The sequence below is a fragment of the Pseudomonas kulmbachensis genome (genome assembly GCF_963681935.1).
In the GTDB taxonomy this organism is placed as follows: Bacteria; Pseudomonadota; Gammaproteobacteria; order Pseudomonadales; family Pseudomonadaceae; genus Aquipseudomonas; species Aquipseudomonas kulmbachensis.
In genome coordinates this window covers 2,217,874-2,234,134 of record NZ_OY817088.1, presented here as the reverse complement: position 1 = coordinate 2,234,134, position 16,261 = coordinate 2,217,874, and the positions used below count along the sequence as shown (strand labels likewise).

Here is a 16,261-nt window from a genome sequence, read left to right as displayed (position 1 = left end):
AAGGCACGCCGGTGTCCACGATACTCAATGGGCTTCAAGGGTGTCGGACGTAATGCTCAAAATTTCAGGCGTTAGGTTCAGGGCAATGCCTTCGACCAGCTCGGCGGTGGCGAGTAGATAGCGTGCACAGGTCACGCAAGCAGTGCCCAACGCAGCTAAATTGATCCTGCACAGAGGATCACATATGCCAAATTCAAATCTAGTTCCGCCCTCCTTTACAAATTCAACGAAAACCAGCTTGCCCTTGAAGCAGCCATCATGGAACTAACGATTTGGATTGAGCAGCGAGGGTCATCTGAGGCAGGGGAAAATGTTCGCGGTGCGCAGGCTTCAGACCAACTGTATCTACACCAGAAGTCCGTCTCCTCTACCCCGCTTTGCGCAATGCATTGGCAACCAGCGTAAATGCCGGCGAGGGTTGTCGACGGCTGGGGTAATACAAATAGTAACCAGAAAACGGTGGGCACCAATCCTCCAGCACGCGCTCCAGCCTGCCTTCGCGCAGATGCGGTTCAAACTCTTCTTGTGGCAGGTACGCAATGCCGAGCCCGGCCAAGGCCGCATCCACGATATGGCTCGACGTATTGAAAATAAGCTGGCCGTCTACGCGCACGTTCACCTGCTTGCCTCGCTGCTCAAAGTCCCATACATAGAGCCCGCCTGATGTCTGCATACGCTGGTTGATACAGCGATGGTTCATCAGGTCGCGCGGGGTTTTGGGCATGCCACGGCTGGCAAAGTAAGCGGGCACAGCGACGGCAGCCATCCGTAATGACGGGCCTATTGGGACTGCGATCATGTCCTTGTCGATGGTGTCACCCAGTCGCACGCCTGCATCAAAACGATCCGCCACAATGTCCCTGAACCCGTAATTGACGTCGAACTCAACGTTGATGTCCGGGTATTCCTGGAGCAGCGCAGTGAGTTTGGGTAGCAACGTGGTGCGCAGAACATGATCGCCGCAGGTGATACGTACGGTGCCCGCAGGCTTATCGCGCATTTGCGTCAGGTTATCCAGCTCTGCCTCGATCTCATCGAAGCGATTACCGATCGCTTGCAGCAGTCGCTCACCCGCGACAGTCGGCGAGACGCTGCGGGTGGTGCGCGTCAGTAACCTGATTTGCAGGCGCGCTTCCAGACCACTGATGGCCTGGCTCAGTGCCGACTGGGTAACGCCCAGTACCCCGGCGGCACGGGTGAAGCTGCCTTCGCGCGCCACTGTCACGAATGAAAGCAGATCGTTGAGGTTTCCTCTGACCATGGTACGCAGCACCTTTTACAGTTATTAATTAGCTGAGCTTATAGCCTTGTTAAGCATTCATTAGCTAGTCGCGTGAGTATTCGTTCGTCACCATTACCGGTATGAATACGATTAACCGCGAGGCCCCGATGGCTACTGTTTCAACCAGCAACGAGGCTCCTGCCTACTGGAGCGGTGTCTTTGCAATGACACTGTGTGTTTTCGCCCTGATCGCTTCTGAGTTCATGCCTGTCAGCCTGCTGACGCCGATGGCCGTTGATCTTCAGGTTAGCGAAGGGATGGCCGGGCAAGGCATTGCGATTTCCGGGGCATTTGCCGTGCTGACCAGCCTGTCGATCTCGTGGCTTGCCAGAACCCTCGATCGCAAGCTGCTCTTGTTGGCACTGGCCGGGTTAATGGCTGTCTCGGGCTTGATCGTCGGGCTGGCCCCCGACTATCAAACTTACATGGTCGGCCGTGCGCTCATCGGTGTAGTCATTGGCGGTTTCTGGGCGATGTCCGCGGCGACGGCCATGCGCTTGGTACCCGCCCCGCAGGTGCCGAAGGCGTTGGCCATCTTCAATGGCGGTAACGCGCTGGCTACCGTAGTTGCCGCACCGCTGGGCAGTTATTTGGGCTCCATTATTGGCTGGCGCGGGGCTTTTTTCTGTGTGGTGCCCGTCGCGGCGATTGCTCTCGTCTGGATGCTCATCAGCCTGCCACCCATGCCGGTGGAGCCGCGCAGACCAGGCTCCGGGAATGTGTTCAAACTGTTGAAGAATCGATCAGTGGCGCTGGGTATGGTCGGTTGCGGGGCCTTCTTCATGGGGCAGTTTGCGCTATTTACCTACCTGCGGCCCTTCCTTGAAACGGCAACGCGCGTCGATGTATCCACGCTGTCGTTGATCTTGCTGGTGATCGGTGCGGCAGGCTTTATCGGCACCCTGATCATCGGCCGTGTTCTGAGGCGCAGCCTGTTCCAGACGTTGATAGTCATTCCGGTCTTGATGGCCTTGATCGCTCTGGCACTGATCCCTTTGGGCCACTCGATCATCGTTGTTGCTGCACTGCTGGGCTTATGGGGGCTGTTGGCGACTGCGGCCCCAGTGGGCTGGTGGAGCTGGATCGCACAGGCCATGCCAAATAATGCCGAGGCTGGCGGCGGCCTGATGGTAGCCGTGATTCAACTGTCCATTGCTCTGGGCTCAACCGTGGGTGGAATGCTGTTCGATAGTCACGGCTATCAGAGCACGTTTGTCGCTAGTGCAATCGTTCTGCTGCTGGGTGCAGCGGTGACCGTACTGACGTCACACGCTACCCCCTCTCGAACCACTTGAACCACGCAACGATCCAGGAGACGGGTTATGACCGGGAGCATTCACCCCGCCGCAAATGCCGAACAGCGCGAAGGCTGGGGCAAGCGGCCATTTCGTTGGCCTGGCGTGCTGTATTCAGCTCTCGTGCTTGGCAGTTACATCCTAATGAATGATGCCGCGTCGGCGTCCTCGATCACGGAGAAATCTCGCATGTGGATGACAGTCGGCGAACAACGCTTCGCCATCACCTTGGCCGACAACGCAGCCGCTCGTACGTTTGTCACGCTCCTGCCACTAACACTGGAGATGAGCGATCTCAACAGCAATGAAAAATACGCCAGCCTTCCTGGAGCCCTGCCTGCCAATGCGAGCAAACCGGGAACGATACACGCGGGTGATCTGATGCTGTATGGCACGGATACCCTGGTTGTTTTCTATTCAACCTTTGAATCGACATACGCATACACCCGCCTTGGGCGTGTGGACGACAACGCGAGCCTGGCACAGGTTTTAGGTCGTCATGCGGTGAACGTGATGTTTTCCCAAAACTGACTGCTCTGCATCGATAGGAATTCCAATGAAAAAGATCATTGTTTTATTAACGCTTCTTGTCAGTTCACTCTCAGCAACAGGAGCCGATATGTCCAACGGCGCGGATAATTTTTATACCAGCGACAAAGTGACCGTGCAGAAGGTCAATTTCAAAAACCAGTATCAAATGAACGTGTCGGGCAATCTGTTCATCCCCAAAAACCTCGATGCCAAAACCATGAGCCCTGCAATTGTTGTTGGCCACCCGATGGGCGCGATCAAGGAACAAAGCGCTAATCTGTATGCCACCAAAATGGCCGAAAGAGGCTTCGTGACACTGTCTCTGGATCTTTCATTTTGGGGCGAAAGCGAGGGGCTGCCACGCAATGCAGTCTCACCGGATATTTATGCTGAGGACTTCAGCGCAGCGGTGGATTTTCTCGGCACCCGGCCTTTTATAGATAAAGAGCGGATAGGCGCACTCGGCATCTGTGGGAGCGGCAGCTTTGTTATCAGCGCGGCCAAGATCGACCCACGCATGAAAGCCATCGCAACGGTCAGCATGTACGACATGGGCGCAGCCAATCGTAATGGCTTGAAGCATGGGCAGACGCTTGAGCAACGCAAAGAGACCATCGCGCAAGCCGCACAGCAGCGGTATGTAGAGTTCACGGGCGGTGAAACCCTCTACACCAGCGGCACAGTGCACCAACTGGACGAAAACACGCACCCGATCCAGCGAGAATTCTATGACTTCTATCGCACGCCACGGGGCGAATACACGCCAGCCAGTTCGTCCAAAGCGCTGACCACGCACCCGACACTGACGAGCAACATCAAATTTATGAACTTCTACCCGTTCAATGACATCGAGACCATTTCACCTCGTCCGATGCTGTTTATTGCCGGAGCCGATGCGCACTCGAGAGAGTTCAGCGAAGAAGCCTACAAACTCGCGGGGCAACCCAAGGAGCTGGTCATCATTCCTGGCGCTGGCCATGTTGACCTTTATGACCGCGTCGACCTCATTCCTTTTGACAAGCTGGCGAGCTTTTTCCAGAGTAATTTGAAGTGATTATTGTTAGATCGAATTAACCATTTCAGTTTAAACGGAGTTTGTTTAACGTCCGCTTCTGGCCCAGAGTGTGTAAAAACGCGTCGCCAGAATTGAAGTGTGCGCTTCTACGTTAAATCTGGAATTTATCGGCACATCTGCAAATGTGGATTTTCCGTAGAAGCGCGACTTCCAGTCTGGTTTTGAGTGCCTGGCGCACTGAAAAACGTTTTTACACAGCCTGGGCCAAAAGCAGCGTAAGCGTCCGGCGAACACGGCTTGACGAGTCAATAACACATGTCTCCAGCGTGGGCACGGAGAACTCCGGGTAGCCTTCCATTGGGGTGATGAAACCGAAGATGGGCCGAGCCTTCCCCGCTGGATACCCGCGCATAGCCGATGCAATGTGCGGTCGGGGGGGGGCCGAGAGCCTGTCCCAATCGGATTCATGCCGCGGCTCCCACTTCTTCATGCGCACGCGATCGACCCAGCAAGGCGAACACTAGCAACGCAGTCAGTGCTGAAGATGCAGCCAAGATGTACAAAACCCAGCGGAATGCCTGATCGTAGGTCGCCAGCAGCAAAGCACGCTCGCCGCTGACCAAAGCACTGGCATGCGCCAGATCGCCGAGCGCGACGCGATTGGCTGCCTCGATCACAACGGTTGGATCGGTCGCGGATAAAGTGCCAAGCAATCCGCCCTGAATTAAGAACGCCAGCAGCGCGCCCGCCACCGCGATGGCAATCCCGTCAGCCGAAACACGCACGCAGTTGAAGATGCCGGTCGCCATGCCTGCACGCTCTGTTTCCACTACGCTAACGGCCATACCATCCATCAACCCCCAAGGCAGGCCAATACCTACGCCGATCAGCGCCAAGGGGGCTATCAGCGCAAAACCTGCCCCACCGGACAACACCTGGGCCACCCAGACCAATCCAGCCGCCACCAGCAGCAGTCCGATGCCAGACAGCATGCCGGAGGTGAACCAGCGCGATAACAACGCGGCAAAAAACGGCACGATCAACAGCGGCGCAGCCAGGGCTACCATCATTTGCCCCGCTTCCAATGCGCTCAGACCGTCGATACCGATGAAGCGGCCCGGCAGCATCACGATCAGCGTGACGAAGAAGAAGGCTGGCGATGCAGCCAACACCTGCACGCCGACGAATCGGCCACTGCCGAACAACGACAGGTCGAGCATCGGACACGCAACGCGGCGTTCGATGCGTACGAATGCGATGAATAGCACTACTGATGCCAACAACGTGCCGAGCACCGAAGCACTGCGCCAGCCCTCTTCCGGCGCCAGCAGAATGCCGTATGTGAACAAACTCAGCGCGGCGGTGAAACTGAGGGCGCCTGGCCAGTCCAAGCCGGTAGAGTCAGGGTCTCGGGACTCAGTGGCGCAGACCCACACCAACAGGAAACCGGCCATGCCAATCAGCGCTGTCGCCAGGAACACCCAGCGCCAGCCCGCCACCTCCACCAGCCAGCCTGCCGCCAGTGGCCCGAAGGCCAAGCCTATACCAAACGTGGTACCGAGCAGGCTGAACACGCGAGTACGTATCGGGCCGCGAAAGGTCTGTGCCAGCGAAGACATCGCGCCCGCGAAGGCCGCGGCGCCACCGAGCCCTTGTGCCAGGCGCAGCCCATCGATCCAGCCCACTGTCGGCGCCAGCGGGATTAAGAACGTCATCAGGACGAATAGCGCCAGCCCGACCAGCCACACGCGCTTGCGACCATAGGTGTCGGTCAGGCTGCCCGCTGCCATCATGGCGCTGCCGTAGGTCAGGATGTAGCCGTTGACGACCCAGTTAAGTTGTATCGCGGTCCCGCCCAGCTCCTGACTGATGGCAGGTAGCACGACGGCCGGCCCGGTGAAGCACAGCGGGATCAGGATGCCGGTAAGGCATGCGGCTAGCAGTTGCAGCCAGTCGCGTCCGGTGGAACCGCTTGTGGCGGTCAGGGCTTGTGTCATGGGAAGCATCCGCAAAGAGTGATTAGAAGGTCAGGCAGCCGTCCTAAATCTCGAAAACCAAGCAGACAGCCGGATCTAACCTGTGCAGCCGTCAGCGTAAGTGCGGGCCCGCTCAAGAAAAATAGGCTAAGGTTCCGAACATATCGGACAAATTTTCTTATATCGGTGAAGAATGGACTCCCTCAACGGCATCGCGTTCTTCGTGCAGGCGGCGGAAGCCCGTAGCTTTTCGCAAGCCGGGCGCGTGCTCGGCGTCTCGTCTTCCGCTGTGGGCAAGAGTGTGGCCCGGCTGGAAGAGCGCCTAGGCGTGCGCCTTCTCCACCGCAGCACTCGCAGCATCACGCTGACCGCCGAAGGCACGCTGTTCCTGGAGCGTTGTCGACGCATCCTCTGCGAGGTCGAGGCGGCGCAATTGGAACTGTCGGAAACCAGGCAGTCCCCTCAAGGCAAGCTGCGCGTGAGCATTCCGCTGGTCAGCAGCTTGGTTATGCCGGCGCTGACGGCCTTTATGCACCGCTACCCCGCCATCGAACTGGATGTGGATTTCTCGGATCGGCTGGTTGATGTAATTGAGGATGGATTCGATGCCGTCATTCGCACCGGAGAACTGGCCGACTCCCGGTTGATGTCCCGCACACTGGGCACCTTCAAGCTGCTATTGGTTGCCTCGCCCCTATACATCACCGCACGCGGCACTCCGCGCGTACCCGCCGACCTGAGTGGCCACGCTGGCCTGCAACATAAGTTCCCGAGTACCGGCAAGCTCGAGCCGTGGCCCTTGTGCAGGCCGGAGGGCGAGGCAGAACCCGTCCTCTTGGCTTCGATGGTATGCAACACCACCGAGGCCCTGCTTCACGTCGCCCGCGATGGCCTTGGAATCGCCTGCCTGCCGGACTTCATGGTGCGTGATGCCATTGCGGCCGGCGAACTGGTGACGGTGCTGGACGACTTCAACCAGCATCAGGGCACCTTCCGCATGCTTTGGCCATCGAGTAAGCACCGAGCGCCGAAGCTGCGCGCGTTCATCGACTTCATGGGCACGGAGCTTTTCAAAGCCTGATCCGGACTGGGCCACGTAGGCGCCGATGCCCATCACCTGCGCCTATCCAGGCACTTCGTCGCGATGCGCTGACGCCTGCCGCGTCTGCTAAACCATCAGTGCGATCCCCTGGCCCACGGCAACCGTCAGCGTGCCGTCAACGCACTTTGCGACAGTCAGAAGGCACCCACTGATGTGGCAACAACCGCAACCACCCGCGCCAGTGCGGTTTCAGTGCCGGCGCGCGTATCCATGGGCTCGGTGGCGAGCCAGATTGAGTCGATACGGATCATCGCAACAGGTCTCGAAGAAAGGTCGCGCAAGCGGCTGCATGGTTTTCTGCGTTTGCACTCGAATCCATTTATGGACGAGGTTCGCGTTGAGGCTGTGGGTCAGCGCGACATTGGCAATCGAGGCACCGGGCTGAGCACACTCTTGAATAACCTGGGCCTTGAAGGGTTTGGAGTAGGAACGGCGTTGTGGCTGCATGAAAAGACCCGCTTAAAAGGCTAGAACTGGTGTCCACTTAAATTTAAGTGCACACCAGGTCTTGGCTTTGCAGGCCGGGATAGATGACTTCGCCGGACGGATACAAAGCAGCCGCTCAAAGCTGTCAACGAAACTAGGGACAATTCAGTCCCGGAGCTATTTTTTCAAGCCATACAGGATAAAGAAGTGCAAACCGCTGACTTACCCAGTCGACAAAAGCATGAACCTGAGGGGCGAGGTGCGTTCTGCTCGGATACAACACGGACACCGGGCGCGGTCTTGGCCGATAGTTCTCAAGCACTTCAACCAGCGACCCTTCAGCCAGATACCGCTCCAGCGCGATTCCCGGAGCCTGAAGAATGCCAAAACCGGCTACGCCACATTGCACATAAGCGTTGGACTCATTGACGACGATGCCGCGGTGGCTTACGTAACCCCTGTCGATGCCGCCCTGCGAGAATTGCCAGGGGAGCCGACGGTGGTTCTGACCGGAGAGAAAACTTATGCAACGGTGAGTGTCCAGCGCCTCCAGAGTATCCGGCGCCCCGAACTCTTGGATATATCCTGGCGCCGCGCACGTCACCATAGTTGCCATTCCAATACGGCGAGCTACCAGACTGGAGTCCGGCAAATCTCCAATCCTGAGCACGCAGTCGACACCTTCAGCGACCAGATCCACCGTACGATCGGTAACCCCCAAAGCCATTTCGATTTGCGGATGACTATGGGTGAACTCTCTCAAACTTGTGATGAATGCAGGCTGGGAAAGTGCCGATGGAATATCAACTCGCAGTTTTCCACGAAGGGATGCCCCCGAAGTATCGAACATTGATGTCGTCTCAGCGAGGCGTCCTAGAATATCCATGACCCGTTCGTAAAACTGCTCCCCCTCAGTCGTCAGCCGAACTTGTCGAGTCGTACGCTGAAAAAGTCTCACCCCAAGAGACGCTTCCAGCTCCTGTATGGCTCTGGTGACCTGAGGCCGCCCCAATTGAGTGGCATCAGCGGCTTTCGTGAAGCTCCCAAGCTCGGCAACACGAACAAAAACCTGCATTGATTGAAGCAGTTCCATAGACCCTCACATAGGTTTTGTTGCTGCTAAAAGCATCAAATTTAAGGCATTGTTGCCTCCAGAGGAAATAGTCTTGTTCTGCCTAGCGTATTTATCGTAGTCGACTCAAAGGGAACAATGGCTGCACCACACCAGGTATGACTGGTGCCCTTTAAGGAGAAACGAAATGAAAGCCTGGCTTCTGAATGATTTTGGTCTCGACAATTTAGTCCTTCGTGACACCCCTACTTCGGAACCGAAGGCAGGAGAGTTGCTGGTCAAAGTTGGTGCTGTTTCTCTCAACTTCCGCGACAAAGCCATCGTCGACGGTATTTACGAGCCACATAAGGTGCCCAAACCGCTGATACCCGTGAGTGATGCAGCTGGAACGGTAGTAGCTGTTGGTGAAGGGGTAAGCCGATTCAGGGTTGGGGACAGGGTAAACTCGCACTTGTATTCGCGCTGGATTGATGGCCCCCCTGGCCCGGACGAACCGGATTACTGCTTTGGCTCGCCCCTACCAGGCGGTCTTGCCGAGTACATGATCATTCACGAGGATAGCGCTGTGCGCGCCCCCGATAATATGTCCGACGAAGAAGCTTCGACCCTGCCTATTGCTGCGCTTACAGCCTGGTACTCACTCGTGGACTACGGCCAGATCAAAGCGGGAGATAGCGTTCTTGTCCAGGGTACTGGCGGTGTGTCGATCTTTGCTATTCAACTGGCTACCGCGCTGGGCGCCAGAGTCATAGTTACATCGAGCAATGACGCGAATCTGGAGGCTGCCATGAAACTGGGCGCAGTCGCCGGAGTGAACTACCGGACCCACCCTGACTGGGAAGAGCAAGTGCTGAAGCTCACCGACGGCAAAGGGGTCGACTTGCTCCTGGACGTTGCCGGTGGCAATGGCCTGAACCAGTCGATCGCAGCGACCAAGGCGGCTGGCAAGATCGCACAGATCGGCTTCCTGACAGGGCAGACCACCGAGCTTGGCCTGATGCCGTTGATTTTCCGGCAGACGACCATCCGTGGCATTGCAGTCGCGCCACGCTCGGCTTTCGACCGTATGAACGCCTTTCTCAACGAGAACCAAATCAGACCAGTAATAGACAAGGTCTATTCGTTTGCAGAGGCACGCCAAGCTTATGAACATTTAGAGAGGGGAGCTTTCGGCAAGGTAGTTATCAAAATTGCCTAATTGCTTGAGGGGTAATTTCGAATTACCCCTGCTTGCCGATACTGGTCTGCTGCCTCTGTTACTTTGATTGGCCTCGTTATGGGTTGTAATTGGATATGTCTACGATCAAGGGGCGATTCATTCGGATCCAGATTGAGGACTCGACTCCACGCGATTACGCCCCCCTTGTTTGGCACGATACAAGCATTCGTCCGCCCTCTTGAGTACAACCTCTGAGGTAGTAGATACGTGTTCACAAGTCGCGACACCGATAGAAGCCGTGATATGCCCAACACCAGAAATGTCGCATGTAGCGATTGCCTGGCGAATTCGCTCGGCAATTATGCTCGCCGAATCGACACCGGTCTCCGGCAAAATCAGCAAGAACTCCTCTCCACCCGCTCGGCAAGCGAAGTCACCATTGCGTGAATGACTGAGGAGTGTTTCCGCAACCTGCTTTATCGCCACATCACCTTTGTCATGGCCGAAGGTGTCATTTACCCTTTTGAAATGGTCTATATCCAGTGACAATATGGAGTAAGTTCGACCTGCCTGCTCCAGCCCCCGCAACTCATCATTCATCGCTCGACGATTCGCCAGACCTGTCAGAGGGTCAGAAAGCGCCTGCTGACTTAGACGCCCCATCTTTGCTTGTAATAGGTACACACCGGCCAGCATCGCTTGACGGATAGAAAAGGCCTCCAGATACCATGCCTTCACGTTTCGAAGTTGCTCAGAGGCTTGCGTTGCAGCCAATTGCCCTGCGATCGTGGAAAGCTGGTGCAATGGCCGACAGATCATCAGAGCACCTATCCAAATCAGTACAAAGCCGATCAATGCAGCAGGTAGCATCCCAAAAATCATGTCGTGCATCAACGTGTTCAAGGGTGCAAGGCTAACCTCGCGAGGCTGCTGTACGACGACGGCCCAACCGGCTCCAGGCACCTGAGCATATCCAGCAAGCATCGGTATGCCCTTATAATTAGGCACGGCCACGGACCCACTTTCGCCACGTAAAGCCGCATCCACGGTCTTGCTCCATCCGAGGGTCTCACCAATACGCGACGCATCAGGATGATAAAGTAGTTGACGATCCTGATCGGCAATGAAGGCAAATGTACCTTCATGGTTAAAGTGCCGGCTGATTAACGTGTGAAGTACACTATCCTGCTGCAGGTAAATCGAACCGCCTATGATTCCAATGTAACGGTTTGAGGAATCATAAATAGGTTCTGAGACGAATACGACCAGATTACCAGCTGCTGATTTATAAGCTGAGCTAACGTAGGGACGTTTCACATCGATGGCTTTTCGAATCGCATCCGATCGCAAAGTTGAACCATTGATTTGCAGTGTGTCTGGGTACGCTTCCAGAACTTTGGCATTAGTATCGACAATCGCTATCGAGTTAAAATCTGCATCCTGCTTTTGTAGGCGTACAGCTTCGGCCCGCAGTACCTTGGCATTACCCCACTCCTTGCCCAACTCGTCGGCGCTATAACGCAGATGGCTTTGTGCAGAATGAATGAATTCAGAGAGGCTTGAAGCTACTTTTGACGCATAAGCACTGCTTGATTGCAGCGCATGGTCCATCAAAGCATCCCGCTGCACTCTATATGCCGTGATGAGACTATTGCCCAACGTAGCCAGGACAGATAACAGTACGAGGGTGAGAATGAGCCAACGTAAGTCCAGAATGACTGCGGGCTGCCTCGTGCTCACGTTCTCATCGGTGGACGAATTCCTGGGGTTGCCTGCTCTTTCCGTCATTGTCTACCGTGACACCTCTATTGTTGTATTCCTGCTGCGAATAGCAGCTCTGCCAGTATAATCGCTTATACATTACGCGCCCTAAGCGCGCTTCAGACACTATGCATGAACCCCGGCACTATCTTAAGCCCAACCGCTACGAGTAAGTGTATGAGTCAATACCTCAAACGTAACTTGAAGACTCCACTACCAAAGACACCTTATCCAGGTTCGAGGCTCGGTGGTCGCCATCAGATCAACAGGGCACCTAACACCTATAAAGGGTGCCGCGCGCTGGATGTCGGTCAAGGTTTCCGGGCGGGTCATTTTTTGCCACTCGAATATCTGCCGTGAGCTGAGAGCCCACTTAAATTGGCGCCCGAATTCTTCAAGGTGGTTCTGCACCCAACCGCAAAAAAATCGTCCGACTCATCACCCACCATCGATCCGTGAGCTCTCCCCAGCCCCAGACAAAGGAGCTAGTCGACGGGTTAAATACACCGACTTGCGGAAGCGATCCAAAAAGTTGCGGAACTCATCGTCAAATCGCAGGCATAAAAAAACCCCGTAGACCAGGGTCTACGGGGCTTTCGAATGTGGAGGCCGAAGCCGGAATCGAACCGGCGTGGGCGGATTTTCAATCCGGGTCTAAAGTCCTTTATAACCGTGGTCTGTAGGTTGCTTGGCGTTCCATTAGTGGGATACTTCCAGCAGCCTACAGCCCGTATTCTATCTATGTTCAGTCTTGGGTAATGGACCCAAAAACGATAATTCCTGCAGCTTTCGACTGACCAGAAATCACTCCCGAGTAATACGCCTCGCCACCTGACACCCTATTCAAGCCGGACGCTGGACTCCAGCAGCAGGCATCACTGCAACGACACCCAACGTTACTGGACAATCGGCTGAGTTGTCTCTTTACTCCCACGCCAGCATTAAGCCTCAACCAAGGCGTCACCTGCGACGATGGCCATGATCTAACCAACCAGCGGCAAGAACTGAAGTCGGCGGCCATTCGTTACTGATAAGGTACCAGCCGATCCTTGTCCATATCCCGCATCAGCTCATCGAGCATCTGGCGTTGCGCTTCGGGCTCAACCATCGGGATGTACCAGGCCATTACAGTCCAGCCCCCACGTTGATAGTCGTAGGTTCTAAGTAGTTGACCGTCTTTGAACAGCCTTCCGCGTATGTTCCGCTCGTAGGTGTAAGGCACAGGCACCGTCAGCAGTGTCAATGCACCCAGGATGCTCACCAAGCCTGCGCCCTTGCCGCCCGGTTCGTCGATCAGGAGGCTGTAGCCTGTCTTGCTCAAGCTACCGTCGAGAAAGCTGAACGCACCAGTATCACGTAGTACCTGGATCACTTGACGCTGCTTTTCTTCCTCAAAGCGCGACGTCGGTGACTGCATCGACACACTCATCGGCACATAGGCCCGTTGCGCCTTGTAGTCCAGGGGTTTAAGCGCCGTACTGCAGCCGCTAAGCAGCAATGAGGTTCCCAAAACTATGAATTTAATCATTGCGGATGCTCAGCAGGTACCAAGCCGTCACGCTGCACGTCCTGAGCAAATGCGCGGGCGATGCGATTAACGTTTTGATCAGCCATATCGCCACTTTGATCAAGTAGCCAGGTGTATTTTTGCGTCACGTTGCGGTAGTTATATTGCTTCAAGAGCTTGCCATCGTGCTTCAAGGAAAACTCGGTGGTGGTGTCAATGCTCTGGGACAAGGGCAATAAGAACAGGGTGGCTGCGCTGAGCAATACCACCGGAAAAGGCGGCAGATCGCGCTCGCTCTTGAACTTGATAAGCACAGCATAATCGCCTGGTTTTCCGGTGCCGCTTTCAATCGAGCGGAACACTCCGGTTTCCCGCAACTGGTTGCGTATTGGTGCGGCTCGAAGCGGGTCGTCAACCATCACATGGATTGGCATCAGGTAATCCTGAGCATCGGTTATCGAACGTTCAGGCAGGGTATTGTTGACGGCACAGCCACTCAGCAACGCTAGGGTACCAACAGCAATGAAACGGTTCATGGGTGAGTCTCTGAGGTACTGTTGCGGCTTGCGCCGGAGGAAGAAGTCGGTGGAATGATAAAGGGCGCCGCCCTGTCAAAATCCAGCGGCACCAGTTGCAAGGCAGGCAGCTCTGGCACTTGTTGGCGAGCAAACTGCTCATCGCGCACCTGCTGGTCACGCCAGCGAAATGCGCACATTGAGCCGCCGATACACAATGAGCGGAACTCGCCTAGGTAATATGCTTTACCGGCTTGCAGGTGAAGCGGCAGGTTGAACTTCTCCCGAGCCTGGCTTGACGTGTAGGTCGTGCCAAGAGTCTGCGAGTAGTTGCTGGAGGTGAATTGGAAGTCATAAAGCTCATAATCGCCAGGCTTGAGCGGCAAGACAAATACGCTAGCGGCACCTCCCTGCTCTTTCACATCCTGCGGTGTTTCTCTACCCGCTCCAACCCAGACACCCGCCGCACCATTCTTTGAGCTGCGCTTGCGAAACAACAAGCGTTGATTCGGCGCGGGAGAAGCCCTCAAATCAAGTGGCCCGATCGAGCCGACCACATAGGCCACAGGCTCCTGGTGACCAGGGCGCAACGGCTCACTGACAATCGAAGCCGACTGCGTACCGCAGCCCGCCAATGCGCCAGAAAAAAGCAACAAAACGAGCCCCGATGAGCACAAAAAATTATTAATCCTGATAGGGGGCACCTCAGAGTTTGCTAAGTAGCCATGGACAGAAGCCCTTGAAAAGGTTCATTTTCAATAAATGCGCACAATAAATCTGCCTATTACCAAACTCCACATTTAACACGTAGCAACCCCGAGAATCTTCTCAAATCACCCCTGATATTTCTTTGACATAGGCCTGACAGGCCTGCAGCGCGATCAGTCCTTGATCTCCGTCGCCGGTGATTCCGATAATTCGTTGAGCATGCGCTGAGTCAAGTTGGGCTCTACGGGCGCCATAAACCACGCGGCAGGTGAGCCCAGTAAGTCATGCCTCGGTAGATCGCAGAAATATCCCGCAGCAACGTCCAGGCATCCGCCTTGCCCTGCAGGTTCAGGTTGCAGATAAAGCGCGGTTCCATACAGCCCTTCCCGTCCGGTACCAACTGGTCGCAGTACTGGGCGATGCGGTACAGCTCCCACTTGTCGACCTGCCAGGGTTTGATCCGGCGGCCAAGACCGAAACGGTCGTTGACCGTAATGTCGTAGGTCATCCAGACCGGATTATCGGTCCATGCCTGCTTGAACGTGCCGTCCCACATTCCAACGTAAGACCTAACGCGCGGGTCGTAGTTGCTGGATACCGACATTTTGCGGGCATCGCACTCAATCGTAATCGCAGGGATGTTGCGAAACTGCTCAGCCGAAAATTCATTTTAAAGCAGCGCCGTGTTCGGATACCGCAGCTTGGCGTCGATAACCTCAGTGAAACCTGCAATCTGCATGGTGTCAGCGATTTTATTGTTGTTTTGGTTGGCGGTTAAGCACGTGATCCGCAACAACCAACCGCTCGCAGCTTTGGGCAAATCGATGCGCCGCGTGCACTCGTACACGCTAGTGGTCTTACCATCTACCGCTTCGCTCAGCACCTCCTGGTACGCACCGCCATCGGTGGCCACTTCGATCCGGTAACCGTTGATGTTCCCGCTGGCATCAATCGATTGCAGCATTGGCCAGGCAAAGCGCAGGCGCATAGCAGAAAGCTGGGTATTGTTGATCTCTCGCACCCACGGCGTGCCGCTGCGCAGCTCAATGCCCAAACTGGTTTCGTTCTCCACTGAGGGAATCCCGCTGATGTAGGGTTGCTCAACGGAGCCGGTGCGCCACTCCCACTTCACATTCGGGAAGTTGAGATTGCCTTGCCCATCCTGCAGCGGGGTGTTGTCGAGAAAGATATTGTTGGCCGTTGGCGTCCCGTCAAACTCCCCCTCACCGACCGCAATCAGCATTTTTGCCAAGGCAATAGAGCGCAGGCTGTCCGGGGCTTCGGTGGGTGTCCTCGGCTTGTCTGATCCACCCTTGGCGCCGTGGATATCGATTAACTGTGCTGCGCCCATGCTTTTCTCCAGGCAATAAAAAACCGCCTCATGAGCGGTGTGGGTATTTGTACAGAGTGGATGAAATGCCAGTAACGCAAAAAACTCATTGAGGTAGTAGCGTTCAGCCTTCTTTTAAATCAAGGAGCAGTCATGTCAATTCGGAGCTTGGCTAAAAATCTTCCCAAGGACCCTGATGTATCTGGCAACGTCATGGGATGGCCGGTTGCGCGCAATGCGCCCTGGAGCTTCATCGATATTTACGCCGAAAAACATGTGGCGCAGGCCGAGGCGAAACGATTGGGTGCAGGTCATGCTGTCGAATTTGGTTCGCACAAGCTCGGAACTAACGACTTCATAGGTGGCTCTACGCCTGCGAAGTGACCTTAAGGTCTTCCGCCGTAAAGTGGATTCGCCCGGGGCCAAACGCAAGCTCTGCCGTCAGCCCCGGCTTTCCAGTGTAGGCACGGCGATAGCCTTCCTTGCATTGGCACTTCCCAGTGAATCTCATTCGATCGATTTCCACACCGTTATCCAGAACCGCGACTTCGGCCTCTGCGCCGCAAAGCACCCCATTTTGGA

The 16,261-nt window shown here is 55.6% G+C and carries 14 protein-coding genes and 3 pseudogenes; 7 read left to right on the top strand and 10 right to left on the bottom strand.

All coding sequences use genetic code 11. From position 1 onward, the window contains the following. Positions 1–367 precede the first annotated feature (367 nt). Complete coding sequence (locus U5A05_RS10175) at positions 368–1,261, bottom strand: LysR family transcriptional regulator (protein ID WP_321836260.1); 894 nt, start codon at positions 1,259–1,261, stop codon at positions 368–370. A 128-nt stretch (positions 1,262–1,389) separates the two neighbouring features. Here U5A05_RS10175 and U5A05_RS10170 point away from each other — a divergent pair, with 128 nt between their 5' ends. The 3 genes from U5A05_RS10170 to U5A05_RS10160 are packed head-to-tail and all read left to right on the top strand — an operon-like array spanning position 1,390 to position 4,162. Further along, positions 1,390–2,577, top strand: coding sequence for an MFS transporter (locus tag U5A05_RS10170; RefSeq protein ID WP_321836259.1), 1,188 nt, complete (start codon positions 1,390–1,392; stop codon positions 2,575–2,577). Between the two features lie 27 nt (positions 2,578–2,604). Beyond that, positions 2,605–3,108 carry a cyclophilin-like fold protein gene (locus U5A05_RS10165; protein WP_321836258.1) on the top strand — a complete coding sequence of 168 codons (504 nt, stop codon included), beginning with the start codon at positions 2,605–2,607 and terminating at the stop codon, positions 3,106–3,108. Between the two features lie 25 nt (positions 3,109–3,133). Further along, complete coding sequence (locus U5A05_RS10160) at positions 3,134–4,162, top strand: alpha/beta hydrolase (RefSeq protein WP_321836257.1); 1,029 nt, start codon at positions 3,134–3,136, stop codon at positions 4,160–4,162. Positions 4,163–4,587: 425 nt separating this feature from the next. Here U5A05_RS10160 and U5A05_RS10155 read toward each other — a convergent pair whose 3' ends face one another. Beyond that, complete coding sequence (locus U5A05_RS10155) at positions 4,588–6,120, bottom strand: MFS transporter (RefSeq protein WP_321836256.1); 1,533 nt, start codon at positions 6,118–6,120, stop codon at positions 4,588–4,590. A gap of 172 nt (positions 6,121–6,292) precedes the next feature. Here U5A05_RS10155 and U5A05_RS10150 point away from each other — a divergent pair, with 172 nt between their 5' ends. Both U5A05_RS10150 and U5A05_RS10145 read left to right on the top strand, forming a co-directional pair. Next, positions 6,293–7,180, top strand: a complete 888-nt coding sequence (locus U5A05_RS10150) for a LysR family transcriptional regulator (RefSeq protein WP_321836255.1) — start codon at positions 6,293–6,295, stop codon at positions 7,178–7,180. Positions 7,181–7,354: 174 nt separating this feature from the next. Next, positions 7,355–7,672, top strand: coding sequence for a hypothetical protein (locus U5A05_RS10145; RefSeq protein ID WP_321836254.1), 318 nt, complete (start codon positions 7,355–7,357; stop codon positions 7,670–7,672). A 109-nt stretch (positions 7,673–7,781) separates the two neighbouring features. Here U5A05_RS10145 and U5A05_RS10140 read toward each other — a convergent pair whose 3' ends face one another. After that, positions 7,782–8,720, bottom strand: a complete 939-nt coding sequence (locus U5A05_RS10140; protein ID WP_321836253.1) for a LysR family transcriptional regulator — start codon at positions 8,718–8,720, stop codon at positions 7,782–7,784. A 166-nt stretch (positions 8,721–8,886) separates the two neighbouring features. Here U5A05_RS10140 and U5A05_RS10135 point away from each other — a divergent pair, with 166 nt between their 5' ends. Further along, positions 8,887–9,897, top strand: a complete 1,011-nt coding sequence (locus tag U5A05_RS10135; RefSeq protein ID WP_261741961.1) for a zinc-dependent alcohol dehydrogenase family protein — start codon at positions 8,887–8,889, stop codon at positions 9,895–9,897. Positions 9,898–10,014: 117 nt separating this feature from the next. On the opposite strand, the gene U5A05_RS10130 is transcribed toward U5A05_RS10135, so the two are convergent. The 7 genes and pseudogenes from U5A05_RS10130 to gpJ all read right to left on the bottom strand — a co-directional run. Then, positions 10,015–11,646 carry a sensor domain-containing diguanylate cyclase gene (locus U5A05_RS10130; protein WP_321836252.1) on the bottom strand — a complete coding sequence of 544 codons (1,632 nt, stop codon included), beginning with the start codon at positions 11,644–11,646 and terminating at the stop codon, positions 10,015–10,017. A gap of 258 nt (positions 11,647–11,904) precedes the next feature. Continuing rightward, positions 11,905–12,030, bottom strand: a pseudogene (locus tag U5A05_RS10125) (DNA adenine methylase); the annotation flags it as partial. A 613-nt stretch (positions 12,031–12,643) separates the two neighbouring features. Continuing rightward, positions 12,644–13,147 carry a hypothetical protein gene (locus U5A05_RS10120; RefSeq protein ID WP_321836251.1) on the bottom strand — a complete coding sequence of 168 codons (504 nt, stop codon included), beginning with the start codon at positions 13,145–13,147 and terminating at the stop codon, positions 12,644–12,646. Then, positions 13,144–13,662 (bottom strand): hypothetical protein, encoded by a 519-nt coding sequence (locus U5A05_RS10115; RefSeq protein WP_321836250.1) that lies wholly within the window; start codon positions 13,660–13,662, stop codon positions 13,144–13,146. The genes U5A05_RS10120 and U5A05_RS10115 overlap by 4 nt, the downstream gene beginning before the upstream one ends. After that, a complete protein-coding gene (locus tag U5A05_RS10110) occupies positions 13,659–14,207 on the bottom strand; it encodes a hypothetical protein (protein ID WP_321836249.1) in 549 nt (182 codons plus the stop codon). Before U5A05_RS10110 ends, U5A05_RS10115 begins: the two co-directional genes overlap by 4 nt. A 262-nt stretch (positions 14,208–14,469) precedes the next feature. After that, positions 14,470–14,613 (bottom strand): annotated as a pseudogene (locus U5A05_RS10105) (lysis protein); the annotation flags it as partial. Between the two features lie 7 nt (positions 14,614–14,620). Next, positions 14,621–15,700 (bottom strand): annotated as a pseudogene (gene gpJ / locus U5A05_RS10100) (TipJ family phage tail tip protein); the annotation flags it as partial. 132 nt (positions 15,701–15,832) lie between these two features. Here gpJ and U5A05_RS10095 point away from each other — a divergent pair. Beyond that, a complete protein-coding gene (locus U5A05_RS10095) occupies positions 15,833–16,063 on the top strand; it encodes a hypothetical protein (RefSeq protein ID WP_321836248.1) in 231 nt (76 codons plus the stop codon). Positions 16,064–16,261 lie beyond the last annotated feature (198 nt).